Source organism: Pseudooceanicola lipolyticus, assembly GCF_002786325.1.
In the GTDB taxonomy this organism is placed as follows: Bacteria; Pseudomonadota; Alphaproteobacteria; order Rhodobacterales; family Rhodobacteraceae; genus Pseudooceanicola_C; species Pseudooceanicola_C lipolyticus.
Map to the genome: position 1 here is coordinate 26,015 of NZ_PGTB01000025.1, position 13,460 is coordinate 39,474.

A 13,460-nucleotide genomic window follows, 5' to 3' on the forward strand; every position below is an offset into this window, starting at 1 on the left:
TCATCCTGCCCGGCGGCCGGACGGCACAGGCTGTATTGCCTGAAAGAGCGCTGCACCTTGTCTTACGCAGGCTCGTCGAAATTGCGTGGCACGTCGAACTCGCCCGCCTTGATCGCCGCGCGAACCTCTTCCATCTTCGCCACGGCGTCGGCCGGAGCGACCCCTTCGACATAGGCGATATCGTTGCCGCCGTCTTTCATCAGGCTGAGCGGGGTATAGTTCTTGCCCGTCGGATTGCCCGCACTGGCATCGGCCACGGCCGCGTCCAACAGGGGACGGAAGGACCAGAGCGCATTGGCAAAGACCGTGTCAGGATAGCGCGGCGTATAGTCGATCATCGACCCGACTGCCTTGATCCCGCGTTCCTTGGCGGCATCCGCCGTGCCGATCCTTTCGCCAAACAGGATATCCGCGCCGCTGTCGATCTGCGCCAGACCGGCTTCGCGGGCCTTGGGCGGGTCGAAGAAGGTCCCGATGAAGCTGACCAGGTGTTTCACATCCGGGTTCACCGCCCGCACGCCATCGGCAAAGCCGTTGATCAGCATGTTGACCTCGGGGATCGGAATCGCACCGACCGAGCCGACCGTGCCGGTTTCGGTCATCGCGCCCGCCAGCATGCCGCAAAGATAGGCCGCTTCCCAGTTCCAAGTGCCGAAGACGCCGAAATTGTCGCCCGCGGCTTCGCCCGACGACCCCATCAGGAACGCGGTGTCGGGATAATCGCCCGCGACGGTCCGCGCCTCGCGCTCGACCGCGTAGGATTCGCCGACGATCAGCGTGTGTCCGGCCTCGGCATATTCGCGCATGACGCGCGGGTAGTCGGTTCCAGAGACCCCTTCCGAGAAGACATATTCGATCGATCCGTCCTCTTTCGCCGCCACCATCGCGGCGTGCAGAACCGAGTTCCAGGTGTTCTCGACCGGAGAGGCATGGATGCCCGCAACCTTCAGAGGGGCCGTTTGCGCCCTCAGAATGGACGGCGCGAAAAGCGTGGTCGCGCCAAGGGCGGCGCCCGTGCCCAGAAGACGGCGGCGGTTGATGAGAAGTCGTGTCATCGCTGATATTCCTTGTCCCTGTCTGCCCGGGACAGAACCGGGCGTGGCTTGGGTGCCCCTGAATGTAGCACCTGTAGATTGAGCCCGTTGCCGGCGACCTCTGTCAAGCGCGCCCATCGGTCAGCTGCCAAACGAACCACCGCACTTGCCATCTAATTAAGCAATTTCTGACCAAACGGTCAAACCGCAATCCTAGGGGCATAGCTGGCGGGGTTCAGGACTTCGGGACGGCCCTGAAGGCTCAGCCTGCTGCGCTCGACGGGGGTTTCGGCAATCACCTTGCCGCGCCGGATGACCTTGAGCCGGTTCGGGCGCAGCCGGATCGCTTCGGCCGTGTCACGCGCCTGAAGCAGCACCATGTCGGCATGACAGCCGACGTCGAGCCCATAGCCCTCGAGCCCCATGATCCGGGCCGAATTCACCGTGACCGCGTCGAACATGGCGCGCTTGTCCTCGATCGATCCCAACTGCGTCGCATGCACCGCCATATGCGCCACATCCAGCAGATCGCCGGTGCCCATGGAATACCACGGATCCATCACGCAGTCCTGTCCAAGACCGACGGGAATGCCCATTTCCATCATCTGGGGAATGCGGGTCAGACCGCGCCGTTTGGGATATGTATCGTGCCGCCCTTGCAGCATCATGTTGATCAGCGGGTTCGGGATGGCGGCCATCTGCGCCTCGGCCATCAGGGGCAGCAGTTTCGAGACATAGTAATTGTCCATCGAGTGCATCGAGGTCAGATGCGAGCCGGCCACCCTGCCCTGCAACCCGAAACGGACCGTCTGCGCGGCCAGCGTCTCGACATGTCGCGACATTGGATCGTCGGTCTCGTCGCAATGCATGTCGACCATCAGACCCCGGTCCGCCGCGATCCGGCACAGCGCTTCGACGGACCGCGCGCCATCTTCCATCGTGCGTTCGAAATGCGGGATACCGCCGACGATCTCGACCCCCATATCGAGCGCCCGGCTCAAAGCCTCTTCAACCCCCGTTTTGCGGTAGTACCCATCCTGCGGAAAGGCGACGAGTTGGAGGTCGAGATAGGGTGCAACGCGGTCCCTGACCTCGAGCATCGCCTCGACCGTCACCAGCCGAGGGTCTGAAACGTCAACGTGACTGCGCACCGCCAGAAGCCCCTTCGACACCGCCAGATCGCAGTACCGGAGCGCCCGGTCTATCAGCGCCTCGGTCGTCAGGGTCGGTCGCAATTCACCCCACAGGGCGATCCCTTCCAGCAAGGTGCCCGAGACATTCATCCGAGGCAGGCCAAGTGACAGGGTCGCATCCATATGAAAATGCGGATCGACAAAGGGCGGGCTCAACAACAGCCCGTCCGCGTCGATCGTCTGCCCGGCCTCGGCGGTGATGCCGGGTTCAACCGCGGCGATGCGTTCGTCCTGTACCGCGACATCGACGCCGGTCCGACCATCGGGCAGCGTGGCATTCTTGATCACGAGGTCGAACATGGGCGGGGGTCCTGTCTTGATGATGGCAGCGCAACCCTATGTCCCTGGCAACAGAGTGTCATCCCGGTCCATTGCGCTTGTCGCGGAAAACCTGCGCTTTGAAATACTTTTGCCCGAAAGCACTGCGGCGGACGTTGGTGCAGGGGCTTTGCCAAGTTGAACCACTTCCCCTGCTCGGAAAACCGGGCGTCATGACGTTTCCCACCTCATTGCCAACGGCGCCGTTCTCGACGTTCTCATTCAGCCCCGCCGCAACGCCAAAGCCGCAAAGCGTTTCTTCGCTCGCCTGGTTGCCGCCTTGGGCGATCCGAATGTCGTGATCACCGACAAGCTCCGAAATTTTACCAAGCCGATCCAGGCCATCGCTCTTGGCGCTGGCCATCGCACACAAGGGTCTCACCAATCGGAGGGTCACATCGACCCTCGCGGAAACGGGAACAGATCACAGGTCGGTTCGAGGCGCCGTGCCAGGCACAACGGTTGCTTGCTGCCCACGATCAGGCGCCGGGTTGACCCGGGCGAATGACGGCGGAGCGAGGCGTTCAGCGTGGCCGTCGGCCTGCACGATCCGACCGGAACGGTTCTCCATCAGGCCTTGTCCCATGAAGCACAACATGGCGCCCGCGCCGGGTGATTTCTTGAACAATCGGGCGTCAGGGTCGGTCATCGATGCGTGGGTCGCATTCGACCGCCGCTCGACGCGGAAATCGGCTTAGAAGTTGCGGTTGCGGCGTGTGGGGCGGGTCATGGGTGCGGGCTCGGCGGTGGAATGGTCAGGGGCGGATGTTGGCGGTACTCTTCCAACTGGTGGATCACCAGGGCCGACATCTCCATCGGACGTCACGGGTTGTTTCGGCTGGAAGCTCTTCCTCGACACTCAGGCCTTCGCCAGCGTAGCATCGAACGAGAACAGTTCGTCCAAGAGCAGCGGTGCGACCTCGCGATGCGCGAGGATGCCCGATCCACGCGTCGCCACCTCGGTCCCAGCAGTAGTGGCGATAATTCACGTTCCGAGAATTGCGTCGAGGCCAGAGTTTTCAGCGGCCTGTTAATGCCACAGCCCCTTAACTTTACGGCGCTGCAGGGACTGTGAACGCGTAGCGGCGCTACCGTTCGCGAATATCCAGCTCGAGCGTCGCGCCGTACGCCTCGACCATTTGCTCCACCTCGGCCGCTTCTTCCGGCGACAGCTCTGGCGGATCAATATTGAACTCCGCCGCGACTGCCGGATCAATGCGAACCGTGGCGAGCATTGGAAAATGATCCGAACCGATCTTCTCGCCGCGCGAGTAATCGACCAGCGCGATGTCGGGCGTGAGGTAAAGCTGATCGATCGGCAACCGGAGGATCGGGTGCGTGGCATCGAAACTCGGCAGCGGTCCGCGCCCGACACGTGGATCGAGATAGCCCCCAATTTTCTTGAACTTCTGGGCGAAATGCGACCAGGCTGGCTGATTGAAGTCCCCCATGATGACAACCGGAACTCCGGACTTACGGGCAAAGCGCGCCGCGTAGGCCGTTTTTGCGTCCCTGGTGTCCGTATCCTGCCCCGGCACCGGCGGCGCCGGGTGAAAGCCGACAAAGCGGAAGCTGCGGTCCCGCCGGTCCTTCAACGCGGCATAGAGTGTCGGCTTGTCCACGTCTCCGAGATCGAGAATATGCGTCTCGACCACCGGCAGGCCGGTGGCGAAAACGAAGCCGTAGTGATTGTCCTGCGGCTTGGCCAAGACTGTCTCGTACCCGTCGAGGGCCGGCCCAAGTGCGTCGACCCAGATCTGGTCCGTCTCCATCAAAAAAATGATGTCCGGTGACTCGCGCCGGATCAGGCTCAGAACCGCGTCGTGGTCACGGTTTGCCATCAGCACGTTGGCGGCGATCAATCTCAACTGATCGTCGGAGGCTGGCGCCAGTTGGATCTCCTTCGACGCGAGCGGGGTGTATGGGAAAACCTGCCATGCCTGGAAACCAAAACAGGCCAGCGCCGTAACCAGCATCGGTGTCCGCAGCACCGGTGCGAGGAAGAAGCAGAGGATGACAACGAAACCAGCCGCCGCGAGTATCTGGAGGCGGGGAAAGGCCATGGCCCGGATCCACCACTCCTGAAGACCCGAAAGCGGCAGGAGAGTAACAACGACGAGTGCAGCCACTAGCGCCAGGACCGCGGTGGTATACGCGACCCTCAGCATTTCCACTCAACACGTTCGCGACTGCGCGCTTCGACAGCGAGCCAACTTGCCGTTCCAGCGTCAGCGCATGGACCACTTCCGCCTTCCGCGCCGTGGTCCAGATGGTAGCCTGCTCCTGATTTCATGGTGGCCGTCTCCGCAAGCTGCTTAGATGAAAAGCTAGAACAGATAGACCCAAGGTGAACCATTCGAAGAGAATGTCAAAACTAACCGTGACCAGGTGATTGCATCCTGCGGAACTTACCGCGGGATCACACGCGGCCGGTCTCGCTGCGCAGCGGGTCGATTCCTGACGCTCAGCAGCATGTTAATCGTGGTCAGGCTTCCGGTGCAGCCATTGCGCTGCCACACCGCTTTTAGGACCGAGTTCAAGATCCTTTTGCGTTCTCGTCTTTCTCCTTGTCGTTCGCCGCTCCCCGAGCCGAGCGGATTGTCCGAGTGACAATGCCCATCGCCACCCTGCATCCGCTCGAAGAACCGGGTTAGTCAGACACAGGAGACCGGACACCCTCCGCGGAGGCGAGGAGAACGTCGAGCAAGACCTCTGCCCCTGCGATCACGTCTTCGCGCGTGGCGCTTTCGGACGGGTCGTGGCTGATACCTTCCTTGCAGGGGATGAAGATCATCGCCGATGGGCACAGGGTGGCAACATGGCGCGCGTCATGTCCCGCGGCCGAGGCGATGCTTCGGCAGCGGTGCCCATTTGCCTCCGCCGCCTCCGCGATCCGGGCCTGCAGCACCGGGTCAAAGGCGTTCGACGGGGCGTTCACCAACGTTTCGATCCGCGCGGTGCATGGGGAAGCCTCCTGTTCCACGATACGGTGCAGCCGCTCTGCCGCTGCGTCGAGCACATCGTTGCGCGGGTGGCGCAGATCGGTGCGGAAGCGTACCTCGCTGGCGATCACCGACGGCGCGTTGGGCGTCACCTCGACGCGACCGATGGTAAAGCGGATGTCAGTCTCAAACTTGCCGACTCCCTCCTGCAAAGCCGATGCAACCCGCGCAAAGGCCATCACCGCATCGCGTCGCGTCGCCATCGGCTCTGTGCCGGCATGTCCCGCCCTCCCGGTCAGCGTGACCTCGGTCGTGATCTTGCCCTGGATGCCGCTCACCACGCCGATGGCGTGGCCCGACCTCTCGAGTTCGGGGCCCTGTTCGATGTGCGGTTCGACATAGGCGAGAGGCTGGAAAGCCCGCCGCGTCCGCAGAGCGGGGAAGGCCGCGTGAATGCGGTCGATTTCGTCACCGCAGAGAATACCCTCCGCGTCGCTCGTGGCGCGCACATCGGCGATGTTGCGATTGCCTGCAAAGACCTCGGAGCCCATCATCCCGGGTGCGAAGCGCGAGCCTTCCTCGTTCATCCACGCTACCACTACAACATCGCGTACGGGCCGGTGCCCGGCACCGGCCATTGCCGTCACAGCTTCGAGCGCGGCCAGTACGCCGAAGACACCGTCGAAGCGCCCGCCGGTCGGCTGGCTGTCGAGATGCGAACCGGCGAGCAGCGGCGGCAGATCACGGTCTTGCCCCGGCAGGGTCAGGAACAGGTTGGCAGCGGCGTCAGTGGACGGTTCCAACCCGATCTCGTCGCCCCACGCGATCATCTGTGCCCAGGCTGCATGCTCGTCGTCCGAGAGCGCCTGCCGATTGACGCCACCTTCGCCAAAGCCTCCGATCCGGGCCATTTGCATAAGCCGCGACCAGAGCCGGTCGCCATCTATCTTCACGCTCATGTGGTGCGCATCACTTGGCCCGGGTCGGCGCGCGGGTCGCGCCTGTCCCAAGCCCCTGCCTCGACCTGTGCGAGGAACTCGGCCAGCAGTTGGTTGAAGAGCTCTGGCTCTTCAAGGTTCAGCGTGTGCCCGGTTTTGGGTAAGATGGCGAGGCCGCAGGCGGGAATGGTCTTCTTCAGGTAGACCGAGGTCTGGATACAGTGGTCGTCCTCGTCGCCGGTCATCACCAGCGTCGGCACCGCCATCGCGGCGAACTCGGCCTCGAGGTCGTAGAGCGACGGCCGCCGCGCCTGCACACCGCGCATGGTCAATGCCGCGCCGAGATCGTCGTGGTTCGACAACCGCTCCGAGAACTCGGCCCAGCCGCGCGGGTCCTTGTTCTGGAACTGCACCCGACTTGCGCCCAGACCGTAGATCTTGGAGAATTCCTTGGCGCCCTTCTGCTCGAAGTTCTCGGCCACCGAGAGCGAGACGCCGCGGAAATACTCTTCGAATTCCTTCTCGGCGCCATAGCCGGTGCCTGCGATGGTCAGCGACAGCGCCCGCTCCGGCGCGATCAGGCCGAAATGGGCGGCGGCAAACCCGCCCATCGAAAGCCCGACGATATGCGCCTTCTCGATACCTAGCGCGTCGAGCACGGACAGCGCGTCCTCGACGGCGATGCGCTGCGAATACTGCTTGATGTCGGTGGGGATGCCGGACGGTTTGTAGCCCCGTGCCGCGTAGGTGATACAACGATGGCGGCGGGCGAAACGGCGCATCTGCGGCTCCCAGGCATCGTAGTTGCCGCCGAACTCGTGGATGAACAGGATCGGCGTGCCCTGCCCCGCCTCCTCGACATAAAGCTTCACGCCGTCTTTCGTGGTGATGTACATGTCGGTCGTCCTTCAGAACAGCGCGGGCACGTCGGTGAGACCGCGCGCCTTATTCATCATCTCGGGCAGCAGATCGCAGAAGCGGCGCGCCCAGGGCTCGGGCACGGTGGTCGAGACCTTGATGAAGCCTCCGCCGAACTGTGCGGTGTGATATTTGCCCTGCCGGATCATCACCCCCTCCTGCCGGTAAGCCTCGACCAGCTGCTCGGGGGTGATCCCGGCGGCTTCGGTGCCGATACAGAGGAAGTTGGCAAAGCTCGGCCAAACCAGCAGCTCGAGGCCATCGGCCGCGGCCACCGCTTCGCGGATCAACTGCTGGTTGCCGGTATTGATGGCGCGGACGGTCTGCATCCACTCGGGCTTGACCCTGAGGCCCGCCTCGGCGCCCCGCTGCGCCACAACCCCGGCTCCGAGGATCGAGCTGGAAAAGCCCGCGCATTCGTCGATCAGTTCGGGCGAACCCACCAGCGCGCCGACGCGCATCCCCGCCAGGCCGAGCCACTTGGAGAAGCTCACCGAGCAGACCGCGTTGACCGGGTCGATGCGCAGGGCGGGCACGTGATCCGGCGCATAGTCCCGGTAGGTGCAGTCATGCACCAGCAGCGCACCTACGGATTTGGCGATCTCGATAAACTGCGCCAGCTCGTCCGCGCGGTAGGTGGTGCCAAGAGGGTTGTTCGGGTCCACCAGGTAGATCAATGCGCAGCGCTCATCGACGTTGGCGGCCAATACCCCGGGGGTAAGCTTATAGCCCGTCTCGGGGCCGAAAATCGGCAGCTCGATCACCTCGGCGCCCTGTTGCGTGGCAAAAAGGCCGGGCCATTTCCAACTTGGGTCGGAGGTTACGAACGTATCGCCCGCGCGCACTTTCGTGCGCACCAGAGTGGCGAGCGCGTTGACGCCACCTTCAGCCACCAGCGCGCGGCCCGTCACGCCAAGGTCTTCGACGATGGCGGCGCGAAGCGACTCGAATCCCAGGGGCGGCGCATAGGCGTTGAATTCTCCCTTGGCGATGGATGCGGTCATCGCCTGCGTCACCGCAGGATGGGTGGGGATGTGGTTGGTGTTCTGCCCCATCCAGATCAGCTTTTCGTCCGCAAACAGCGTGTCGAAATACCGGTTCCGGATCTCGGCGTCTGAATCCTGTATCATGTTATGGTCCTTTTAGTCCGCCAAGGCTGCAATCAGCATGTCGGAAAAGCGGTTGGTGTCGGCCTTTCGGATCACCCGGGCGTTCGCCGAGGCCGCAGGCCAGAGAAAGTCGATTTTCGCCTCTTCGGCGGTGAGTGGCGTGCAAATCGAGGAATACGCGCGGGTCAGTTCGCCCTGCGTCTCGACGTCGACAAGGCAGTCGGCGGTTTCCAACATCACCGCGTGGTCGATCGCGCAGGCGCAGGTCAGGCTGTCGGGGTGAGTAGACAGCGGACGGCCATAGCGCATTTCCGTGCGCTTGAACGGCGCCTCGCTGATCGCCATGAAGAAGCGTGACAGCGGCGTGTCCATCCCTTCAATTACCCGCAGCTTGTCGTCCGGCAGCACGCCGCTGTTCATGGTCAGCGTCCATGTGGACAGCGTCAGATCGAAACCTGCGTTGACGACGATTTTGGCGGCCTCGGGATCGACGTAGAAATTGAACTCGGAAGCGGGTGTGGTGTTGCCCAGCGAATTGTCGAGCCCTCCCATCACCCACAGGTGCTTGAGGTTCTCGGCGATGCGTGGCTCCTTGACGTAGGCGGTCGCAATATTGGTGAGCGGGGCCTGCGCGAGGATCTCGATCTCGCCGGGGTTCGACATGATCGTGTCGATCAGGAATTCGACCGCATGGCCCTCCTCGGGGCGCTGTTTGGCCTTCGGGAAGTTCGCGTCGCTCATGCCGTCGGCGCCAAAGAACTCGGTGGCATCCACCGGCTTGCGCAGCATCGGCCGCGGGCAGCCCTTATAGAGCGGAACGGTACCCCCAGCGCCGGCGACCTCCAGCGTGTACAGCGCGTTTTCCGCCTGCTGGTCGAACGGCACGTTGCCGTTGCAGATGGTAATGGCTTCGAGCGTGACGTGCGGCGCCTTCAGCGCTAGCAGGATCGAGAACGCGTCGTCCCCCGCCGTGTCGGTGTCGATGATGAGCCGCATTCAGGCCCCTCCTTTCAGTCTTTTGCGTAGCGCCAGCACCAGGTCCGGCGCCTGCAGTGCAACCGGAAGATCCAGCGCCTGCGACAGCGTCACGATGCCCGGCTGCTCGACCGAAACTGCGCGGGTTGCGGCGGCATCGGAGAAGAACTCGGCAACGGGCGCGTCGACGACCAGCCGACCCTCGGCGAGCCCCAGCACCCTGTCCGCATGGGCGGCAACGAAATCCATGTCGTGGCAAACCAGGACGATCGCGCGGCCCGCTGCCTTTTCCTCGGCGATGATCCCGCCCAGCAGGCTGCGCCGCGTCGCATCCAGCCCGCGCTGCGCTTCGTCGAACAGCATCAGGTCAGGACGGCAGGCGATGACAGAAGCCACCGCAACAAAGCGCCGCATCGCCGCGTCGAGATCGAGCGGATGCATCTCCAGCACCTCGCCCAGACCGGTGCGCGCGACCGCATCGTCAATGCGTGCCTGCTGCTCCTCGGACGAAAGGCACTGCTGGGCTGGACCGAAGGCGATCTCGGTCTGCACGGTGGCATTGAAGATTTGTTGTTCCGGCGCCTGGAACACTGTGCCTACATGGGCGGCGATCTCGCTGACCTTGAGCTTGGCCGCGTCCTTGCCCGCCGTGCGCACGCTGCCCGCGTCGGGGCGCAGCAACCCGTTCAGCAGACGCAGCATGGTGGACTTGCCGGCACCGTTGCGGCCCACCACGGCAACCACCTCGCCGGGATGTATCGAAAAGGCGATATCCCGCAGCACCGGCTTCTCGGGATCATAGCCGAAGCGCACCGCATCAAGCGTCAGGATAGGGGTCATGGGGCAGCCGCCAGCATCGGGCGCAGCACCTGCGCCACCTTGAGCGGGTCCGCGCTGATCGGGGTCCCCTCGGGCCAGAGCTCCTGCGCTTGAAGCAGCAGCGCCGCCTCGGCCACCGCCGGCAAGCCGAAGATCTGTTCGGTGCGGGGGTGGGTCAGCAGCCCGGTGGCGTCGCCGTCATAGGCGATGCGCCCCGCGTCCAGCAGCACGAACCGCTCGGCGACCGCCATGGCCGCGCCAAGCGTGACGTCGCACCAGACGATGGCCAACTCTTCGGGCAGCTTCGCCATCTGAGCCAGCAGCGCATCGCGGGATTCCGGATCGAAGTTTCCCGTTGGTTCATCGAGCACCAGCGCGCGCGGTCGCATCGCCATCGCCGCGGCGATGGACAGGCGCTGCTGTTCGCCGCCGGACAGCGAGAACGGGTCGCGATCCGCCAGATGTCCAAGGTTGCACATGGCGGTGGCCGTCTGGACGCGTTCACGGATCTCGGGTTCCGGAAGGCCGAGGTTGCCAGCGCCAAAGGCAATCTCGTCGCGGACGGTAAAGGCGAAACCCGAGAGTTGCTGCATCGGCACCTGGCCCACGAACTGTGCCGCGCCAGCGCGGGTGGCGGCATCGAGTTCGGCCCAGGAGCGGCCCTCGATGGTCACGCTGCCCTGCGAGGCCTTGAAGGTGCCGCGCGGTAGCCAGCCGGCAATCCACTGGGCCAGCGTGGTTTTCCCCGAGCCGTTGCCGCCAAGAATGGCGAGCTTTTCGCCCGGTGCGACCGAAAGCGTCACGTCGTCAAGCACCGGCACGGCGTCATAGGCAAAACTCAGATGTTCAACGTCGATCAGTGCCACAGGAGACCTCCGGCGATCAGCACGGGAATGGAAAGAAGTATGACCCAGCGGGCCGCCCGCTGGGCGCCACTGTCCTGCGGGGCATCCAGCACGGTGCGGTGCGGCATGGCACGAAAGCCGCGCCCGTCAAGCACCTGCGCCCGGTGGTCAATGTCCGCTAGCGCCAGCGTCACCAGCGGCATCAGCAGCGCCGGAAAGGCACGCGCGCGAGTAAAGAAGCTGCCTTGAAGATCGAGCCCGCGCGCCATCTGCGCCTCGCGGATCGCGCGGGCGCGCTGGGTGAACGGTTCGAGAAGCAGGAGCGGGCTGGCGATGACATAGGCCATGCCCGGAGGAAAATGATGGGAATCCAGCGCCTTTAGGAGGCGGGCCGGATGGGTCGTGCAGACGAACAGGAGCGAGCCGGTCAGCAGCGCGGCGATCCGCCCGAGAATGCGCACCATGTAGGCCAGCCCGTCGCGGCTGAGCTCCAGGCCGAAGACCGCCGTGCGCTCTCCGGCGTGGTCCACGAGCATGCCGTGGACCACGAACAGCGCCAGCGACAGCGGCGCCAGAGTGATGAACAGCCGCCGTGCAAAGACCTTGCCCGCACCCGCAAAGATACCGACCACAGTGGCGACGAGCGCCAGCGGGATCGCGCCCTGCGGTGGCAGCGCGAAAGCCGCCACTGCGCACCACAGCACGAGAGTAAGCTTGGTGAGCGGGTTGAGCCGGTGCAGAAAGCTCCGGCCCGGAACATAGAGCAGCGCGTGATCCGCGCCGCCAGGTCCTTTGGCGGCCATGACTCAGACCTTCGAGTAGCCGTAGAAGGCGAAGCCCGAGGTGAAGCGCATTGGCAGGCGCTTCACGATTAGCCAGGCGATGAGGCAGGTGAGAATCTTGTCCGCAAGGTTCTGCACGAGGTTCGCGATTGCGACCGACTGAACAAGCTCCTGCCCGACAGCCAGCAGGTAGGCGGTGGCAAAGTCGGTTCCCGCGCCGGTAACGCCGCCGAACATGTAGACGATGATCGGCACTGCCACGATGGTCGAGATCACGCCGATCACCACGCCAGACGCGATTGTCATTCCGATGGACTTGAACCAGCCCATGCGCGCGAGGATGCCCGCAAGCCCGCCGATCACCAGCGACACCGGGAAGAACGCGGCCGCCACCGGGTCCGAAATCAGGCCCCAGATCAGGTTGGTCAGCACGCCGGTCAGCGCACCTGCGAATGGCCCGGCGAGGATGCCGACAAGCACGGTGCCGACGGCGTCGACATAGAGCGGCAGCTTGATCCACACGGCGATCTGGCCGACCACCACGTTGATGACGATGGCCACAGCCATCAGTACGAGAGATTTGGTATCGAGTTTCATCTGTCCTTGGTCCCTGTTGTTAAAAAGCTTCTTGGTTTCTTGAGTTTTGCTGCCCTTCTGGCGGTCTTATTGGTCGTGCCGCGCGGGGGCTGCGCGGATGACAAGCTCGGAATAGCCCGAGGCATCGCAGGGCTCGCGGGTGAAGGTCAGTTCGTCCATCACCAGGAGCACGATTTCCAGCGTCGTGTAGACACGGCAGCCGCGCATCATGTGGCCGCCGATCACGCGTCCTTCACCGTCCGAGATCGACAGGTGCACATGAGCGCCGCCCTTCGCGGTTGCCTCGGCGCCGTTTAGTGCCTCGCCCGGTGCGGCGCACTCCAGCGTGCCGATCAGCGAGCAGATCTCGAAATGCCCTTCCAGATGCGTGGTCTCGTCACGGTTGGCATATCGGATCGCCGCGTGGGTGAGCGAACCGACCGACGACACGATGGTGCAGGCCGCGATGTCATGGCGCACGACGAAGTCCTGAAGTGTGCCAAGCACCTCTTCGCCAGGCTTGAGCCGCAGCGCAACGTGACGGCCACGGCTATGGATCGGAGTGGCAACGGGCGAGGTCATGTCATGGTCTCCAGTTCGGCCTGCCGCTCCATGGCCGCCCGCATCAGCGGCAGCGGCACCGGGCGCAGAGGCAGGTGGGCACGGTTGTAGGAGGCGCGGTCCGCAGGCACGCCCGCCTCGGCCAGAGCCGCGGCGATCCCAGCGCCACAGATACGGCCCTGGCACGGGCCCATGCCCGCGCGGGTCCAAGTCTTGACGGCAAAGTTCTCATGCGCGCCCTCAGCGATGGCGGCGCGGATATCCCCGGCGCGCACATCCTCGCAACGGCAGATCAGCGTGTCGTCCGGCGGGGCAACGGGCAGGGTCTGCGGCGGTGGGTAGATCCGCGCAAGCGCCGCGGCGAAGGCGCGGGCCTTTTTCAGCGCGGCTTTCTCGGCGTCCAACCGAGGCCCAGCGAACCCCAGCGCCCGCGCCGCCGCCGCCCCGGCA

General features: G+C 64.2%; 13 protein-coding genes and 2 pseudogenes. 1 reads left to right on the forward strand and 14 read right to left on the reverse strand.

Features of this window, described 5'->3' with window-relative positions:
* Positions 1 to 62: 62 nt before the first annotated feature.
* Both CVM52_RS09335 and CVM52_RS09340 read right to left on the reverse strand, forming a co-directional pair.
* On the reverse strand, positions 63 to 1,055 hold the full coding sequence (locus CVM52_RS09335; RefSeq protein WP_100162240.1) for a BMP family protein: 993 nt from the start codon (positions 1,053 to 1,055) through the stop codon (positions 63 to 65).
* A 179-nt stretch (positions 1,056 to 1,234) separates the two neighbouring features.
* On the reverse strand, positions 1,235 to 2,527 hold the full coding sequence (locus tag CVM52_RS09340) for an amidohydrolase family protein (RefSeq protein ID WP_100162241.1): 1,293 nt from the start codon (positions 2,525 to 2,527) through the stop codon (positions 1,235 to 1,237).
* A 211-nt stretch (positions 2,528 to 2,738) separates the two neighbouring features.
* Between CVM52_RS09340 and CVM52_RS09345 the strand changes: the two are divergent.
* Positions 2,739 to 3,028 (forward strand): annotated as a pseudogene (locus tag CVM52_RS09345) (DDE-type integrase/transposase/recombinase); the annotation flags it as partial.
* Here the strand turns inward: CVM52_RS09345 and CVM52_RS09350 are convergent.
* The 12 genes and pseudogenes from CVM52_RS09350 to CVM52_RS09405 all read right to left on the reverse strand — a co-directional run.
* A pseudogene (locus CVM52_RS09350) lies at positions 3,014 to 3,488 on the reverse strand (IS5/IS1182 family transposase); the annotation flags it as partial. The pseudogenes CVM52_RS09345 and CVM52_RS09350 sit on opposite strands and share 15 nt — an antisense overlap.
* Before the next feature lie 145 nt (positions 3,489 to 3,633).
* Positions 3,634 to 4,608: an endonuclease/exonuclease/phosphatase family protein gene (locus CVM52_RS09355; RefSeq protein ID WP_172720962.1), complete on the reverse strand. Its 975-nt coding sequence runs from the start codon at positions 4,606 to 4,608 to the stop codon at positions 3,634 to 3,636.
* Between the two features lie 587 nt (positions 4,609 to 5,195).
* Entirely contained in the window at positions 5,196 to 6,446 is a 1,251-nt protein-coding gene (locus tag CVM52_RS09360) for a Zn-dependent hydrolase (RefSeq protein WP_100162244.1), read from the reverse strand.
* Entirely contained in the window at positions 6,443 to 7,321 is an 879-nt protein-coding gene (locus CVM52_RS09365; protein ID WP_100162245.1) for an alpha/beta fold hydrolase, read from the reverse strand. Before CVM52_RS09365 ends, CVM52_RS09360 begins: the two co-directional genes overlap by 4 nt.
* 12 nt (positions 7,322 to 7,333) lie before the next feature.
* Positions 7,334 to 8,473 (reverse strand): pyridoxal phosphate-dependent aminotransferase, encoded by a 1,140-nt coding sequence (locus CVM52_RS09370; RefSeq protein WP_100162246.1) that lies wholly within the window; start codon positions 8,471 to 8,473, stop codon positions 7,334 to 7,336.
* 12 nt (positions 8,474 to 8,485) lie between these two features.
* The gene (locus tag CVM52_RS09375) at positions 8,486 to 9,448 is read right to left on the reverse strand and encodes a nucleoside hydrolase (RefSeq protein WP_100162247.1); all 963 of its coding nucleotides are present in this window, start codon (positions 9,446 to 9,448) and stop codon (positions 8,486 to 8,488) included.
* Positions 9,449 to 10,267: an energy-coupling factor ABC transporter ATP-binding protein gene (locus CVM52_RS09380; protein ID WP_100162248.1), complete on the reverse strand. Its 819-nt coding sequence runs from the start codon at positions 10,265 to 10,267 to the stop codon at positions 9,449 to 9,451.
* Positions 10,264 to 11,112, reverse strand: a complete 849-nt coding sequence (locus CVM52_RS09385; protein WP_172720963.1) for an energy-coupling factor ABC transporter ATP-binding protein — start codon at positions 11,110 to 11,112, stop codon at positions 10,264 to 10,266. Before CVM52_RS09385 ends, CVM52_RS09380 begins: the two co-directional genes overlap by 4 nt.
* A complete protein-coding gene (locus CVM52_RS09390) occupies positions 11,103 to 11,894 on the reverse strand; it encodes an energy-coupling factor transporter transmembrane component T family protein (RefSeq protein ID WP_100162250.1) in 792 nt (263 codons plus the stop codon). Before CVM52_RS09390 ends, CVM52_RS09385 begins: the two co-directional genes overlap by 10 nt.
* A gap of 3 nt (positions 11,895 to 11,897) precedes the next feature.
* Positions 11,898 to 12,470 (reverse strand): ECF transporter S component, encoded by a 573-nt coding sequence (locus CVM52_RS09395; RefSeq protein WP_100162251.1) that lies wholly within the window; start codon positions 12,468 to 12,470, stop codon positions 11,898 to 11,900.
* Positions 12,471 to 12,536: 66 nt separating this feature from the next.
* Positions 12,537 to 13,031, reverse strand: coding sequence for a PPC domain-containing DNA-binding protein (locus CVM52_RS09400; protein ID WP_100162252.1), 495 nt, complete (start codon positions 13,029 to 13,031; stop codon positions 12,537 to 12,539).
* Positions 13,028 to 13,460: (2Fe-2S)-binding protein (locus CVM52_RS09405; protein WP_205964920.1), on the reverse strand; the 433-nt coding region annotated here is incomplete at its 5' end. The genes CVM52_RS09400 and CVM52_RS09405, both read right to left, overlap by 4 nt.

Bases quoted from the DNA above. Each gene is read 5' to 3' on its own strand.
- CVM52_RS09360 (WP_100162244.1), bottom strand. From the start codon at position 6,446: ATGAGCGTGAAGATAGATGGCGACCGGCTCTGGTCGCGGCTTATGCAA.
- CVM52_RS09370 (WP_100162246.1), bottom strand. From the start codon at position 8,473: ATGATACAGGATTCAGACGCCGAGATCCGGAACCGGTATTTCGACACG.
- CVM52_RS09400 (WP_100162252.1), bottom strand. From the start codon at position 13,031: ATGACCTCGCCCGTTGCCACTCCGATCCATAGCCGTGGCCGTCACGTT.
- CVM52_RS09395 (WP_100162251.1), bottom strand. From the start codon at position 12,470: ATGAAACTCGATACCAAATCTCTCGTACTGATGGCTGTGGCCATCGTC.
- CVM52_RS09340 (WP_100162241.1), bottom strand. From the start codon at position 2,527: ATGTTCGACCTCGTGATCAAGAATGCCACGCTGCCCGATGGTCGGACC.
- CVM52_RS09365 (WP_100162245.1), bottom strand. From the start codon at position 7,321: ATGTACATCACCACGAAAGACGGCGTGAAGCTTTATGTCGAGGAGGCG.
- CVM52_RS09335 (WP_100162240.1), bottom strand. From the start codon at position 1,055: ATGACACGACTTCTCATCAACCGCCGCCGTCTTCTGGGCACGGGCGCC.
- CVM52_RS09390 (WP_100162250.1), bottom strand. From the start codon at position 11,894: ATGGCCGCCAAAGGACCTGGCGGCGCGGATCACGCGCTGCTCTATGTT.
- CVM52_RS09355 (WP_172720962.1), bottom strand. From the start codon at position 4,608: ATGGCCTTTCCCCGCCTCCAGATACTCGCGGCGGCTGGTTTCGTTGTC.
- CVM52_RS09375 (WP_100162247.1), bottom strand. From the start codon at position 9,448: ATGCGGCTCATCATCGACACCGACACGGCGGGGGACGACGCGTTCTCG.
- CVM52_RS09380 (WP_100162248.1), bottom strand. From the start codon at position 10,267: ATGACCCCTATCCTGACGCTTGATGCGGTGCGCTTCGGCTATGATCCC.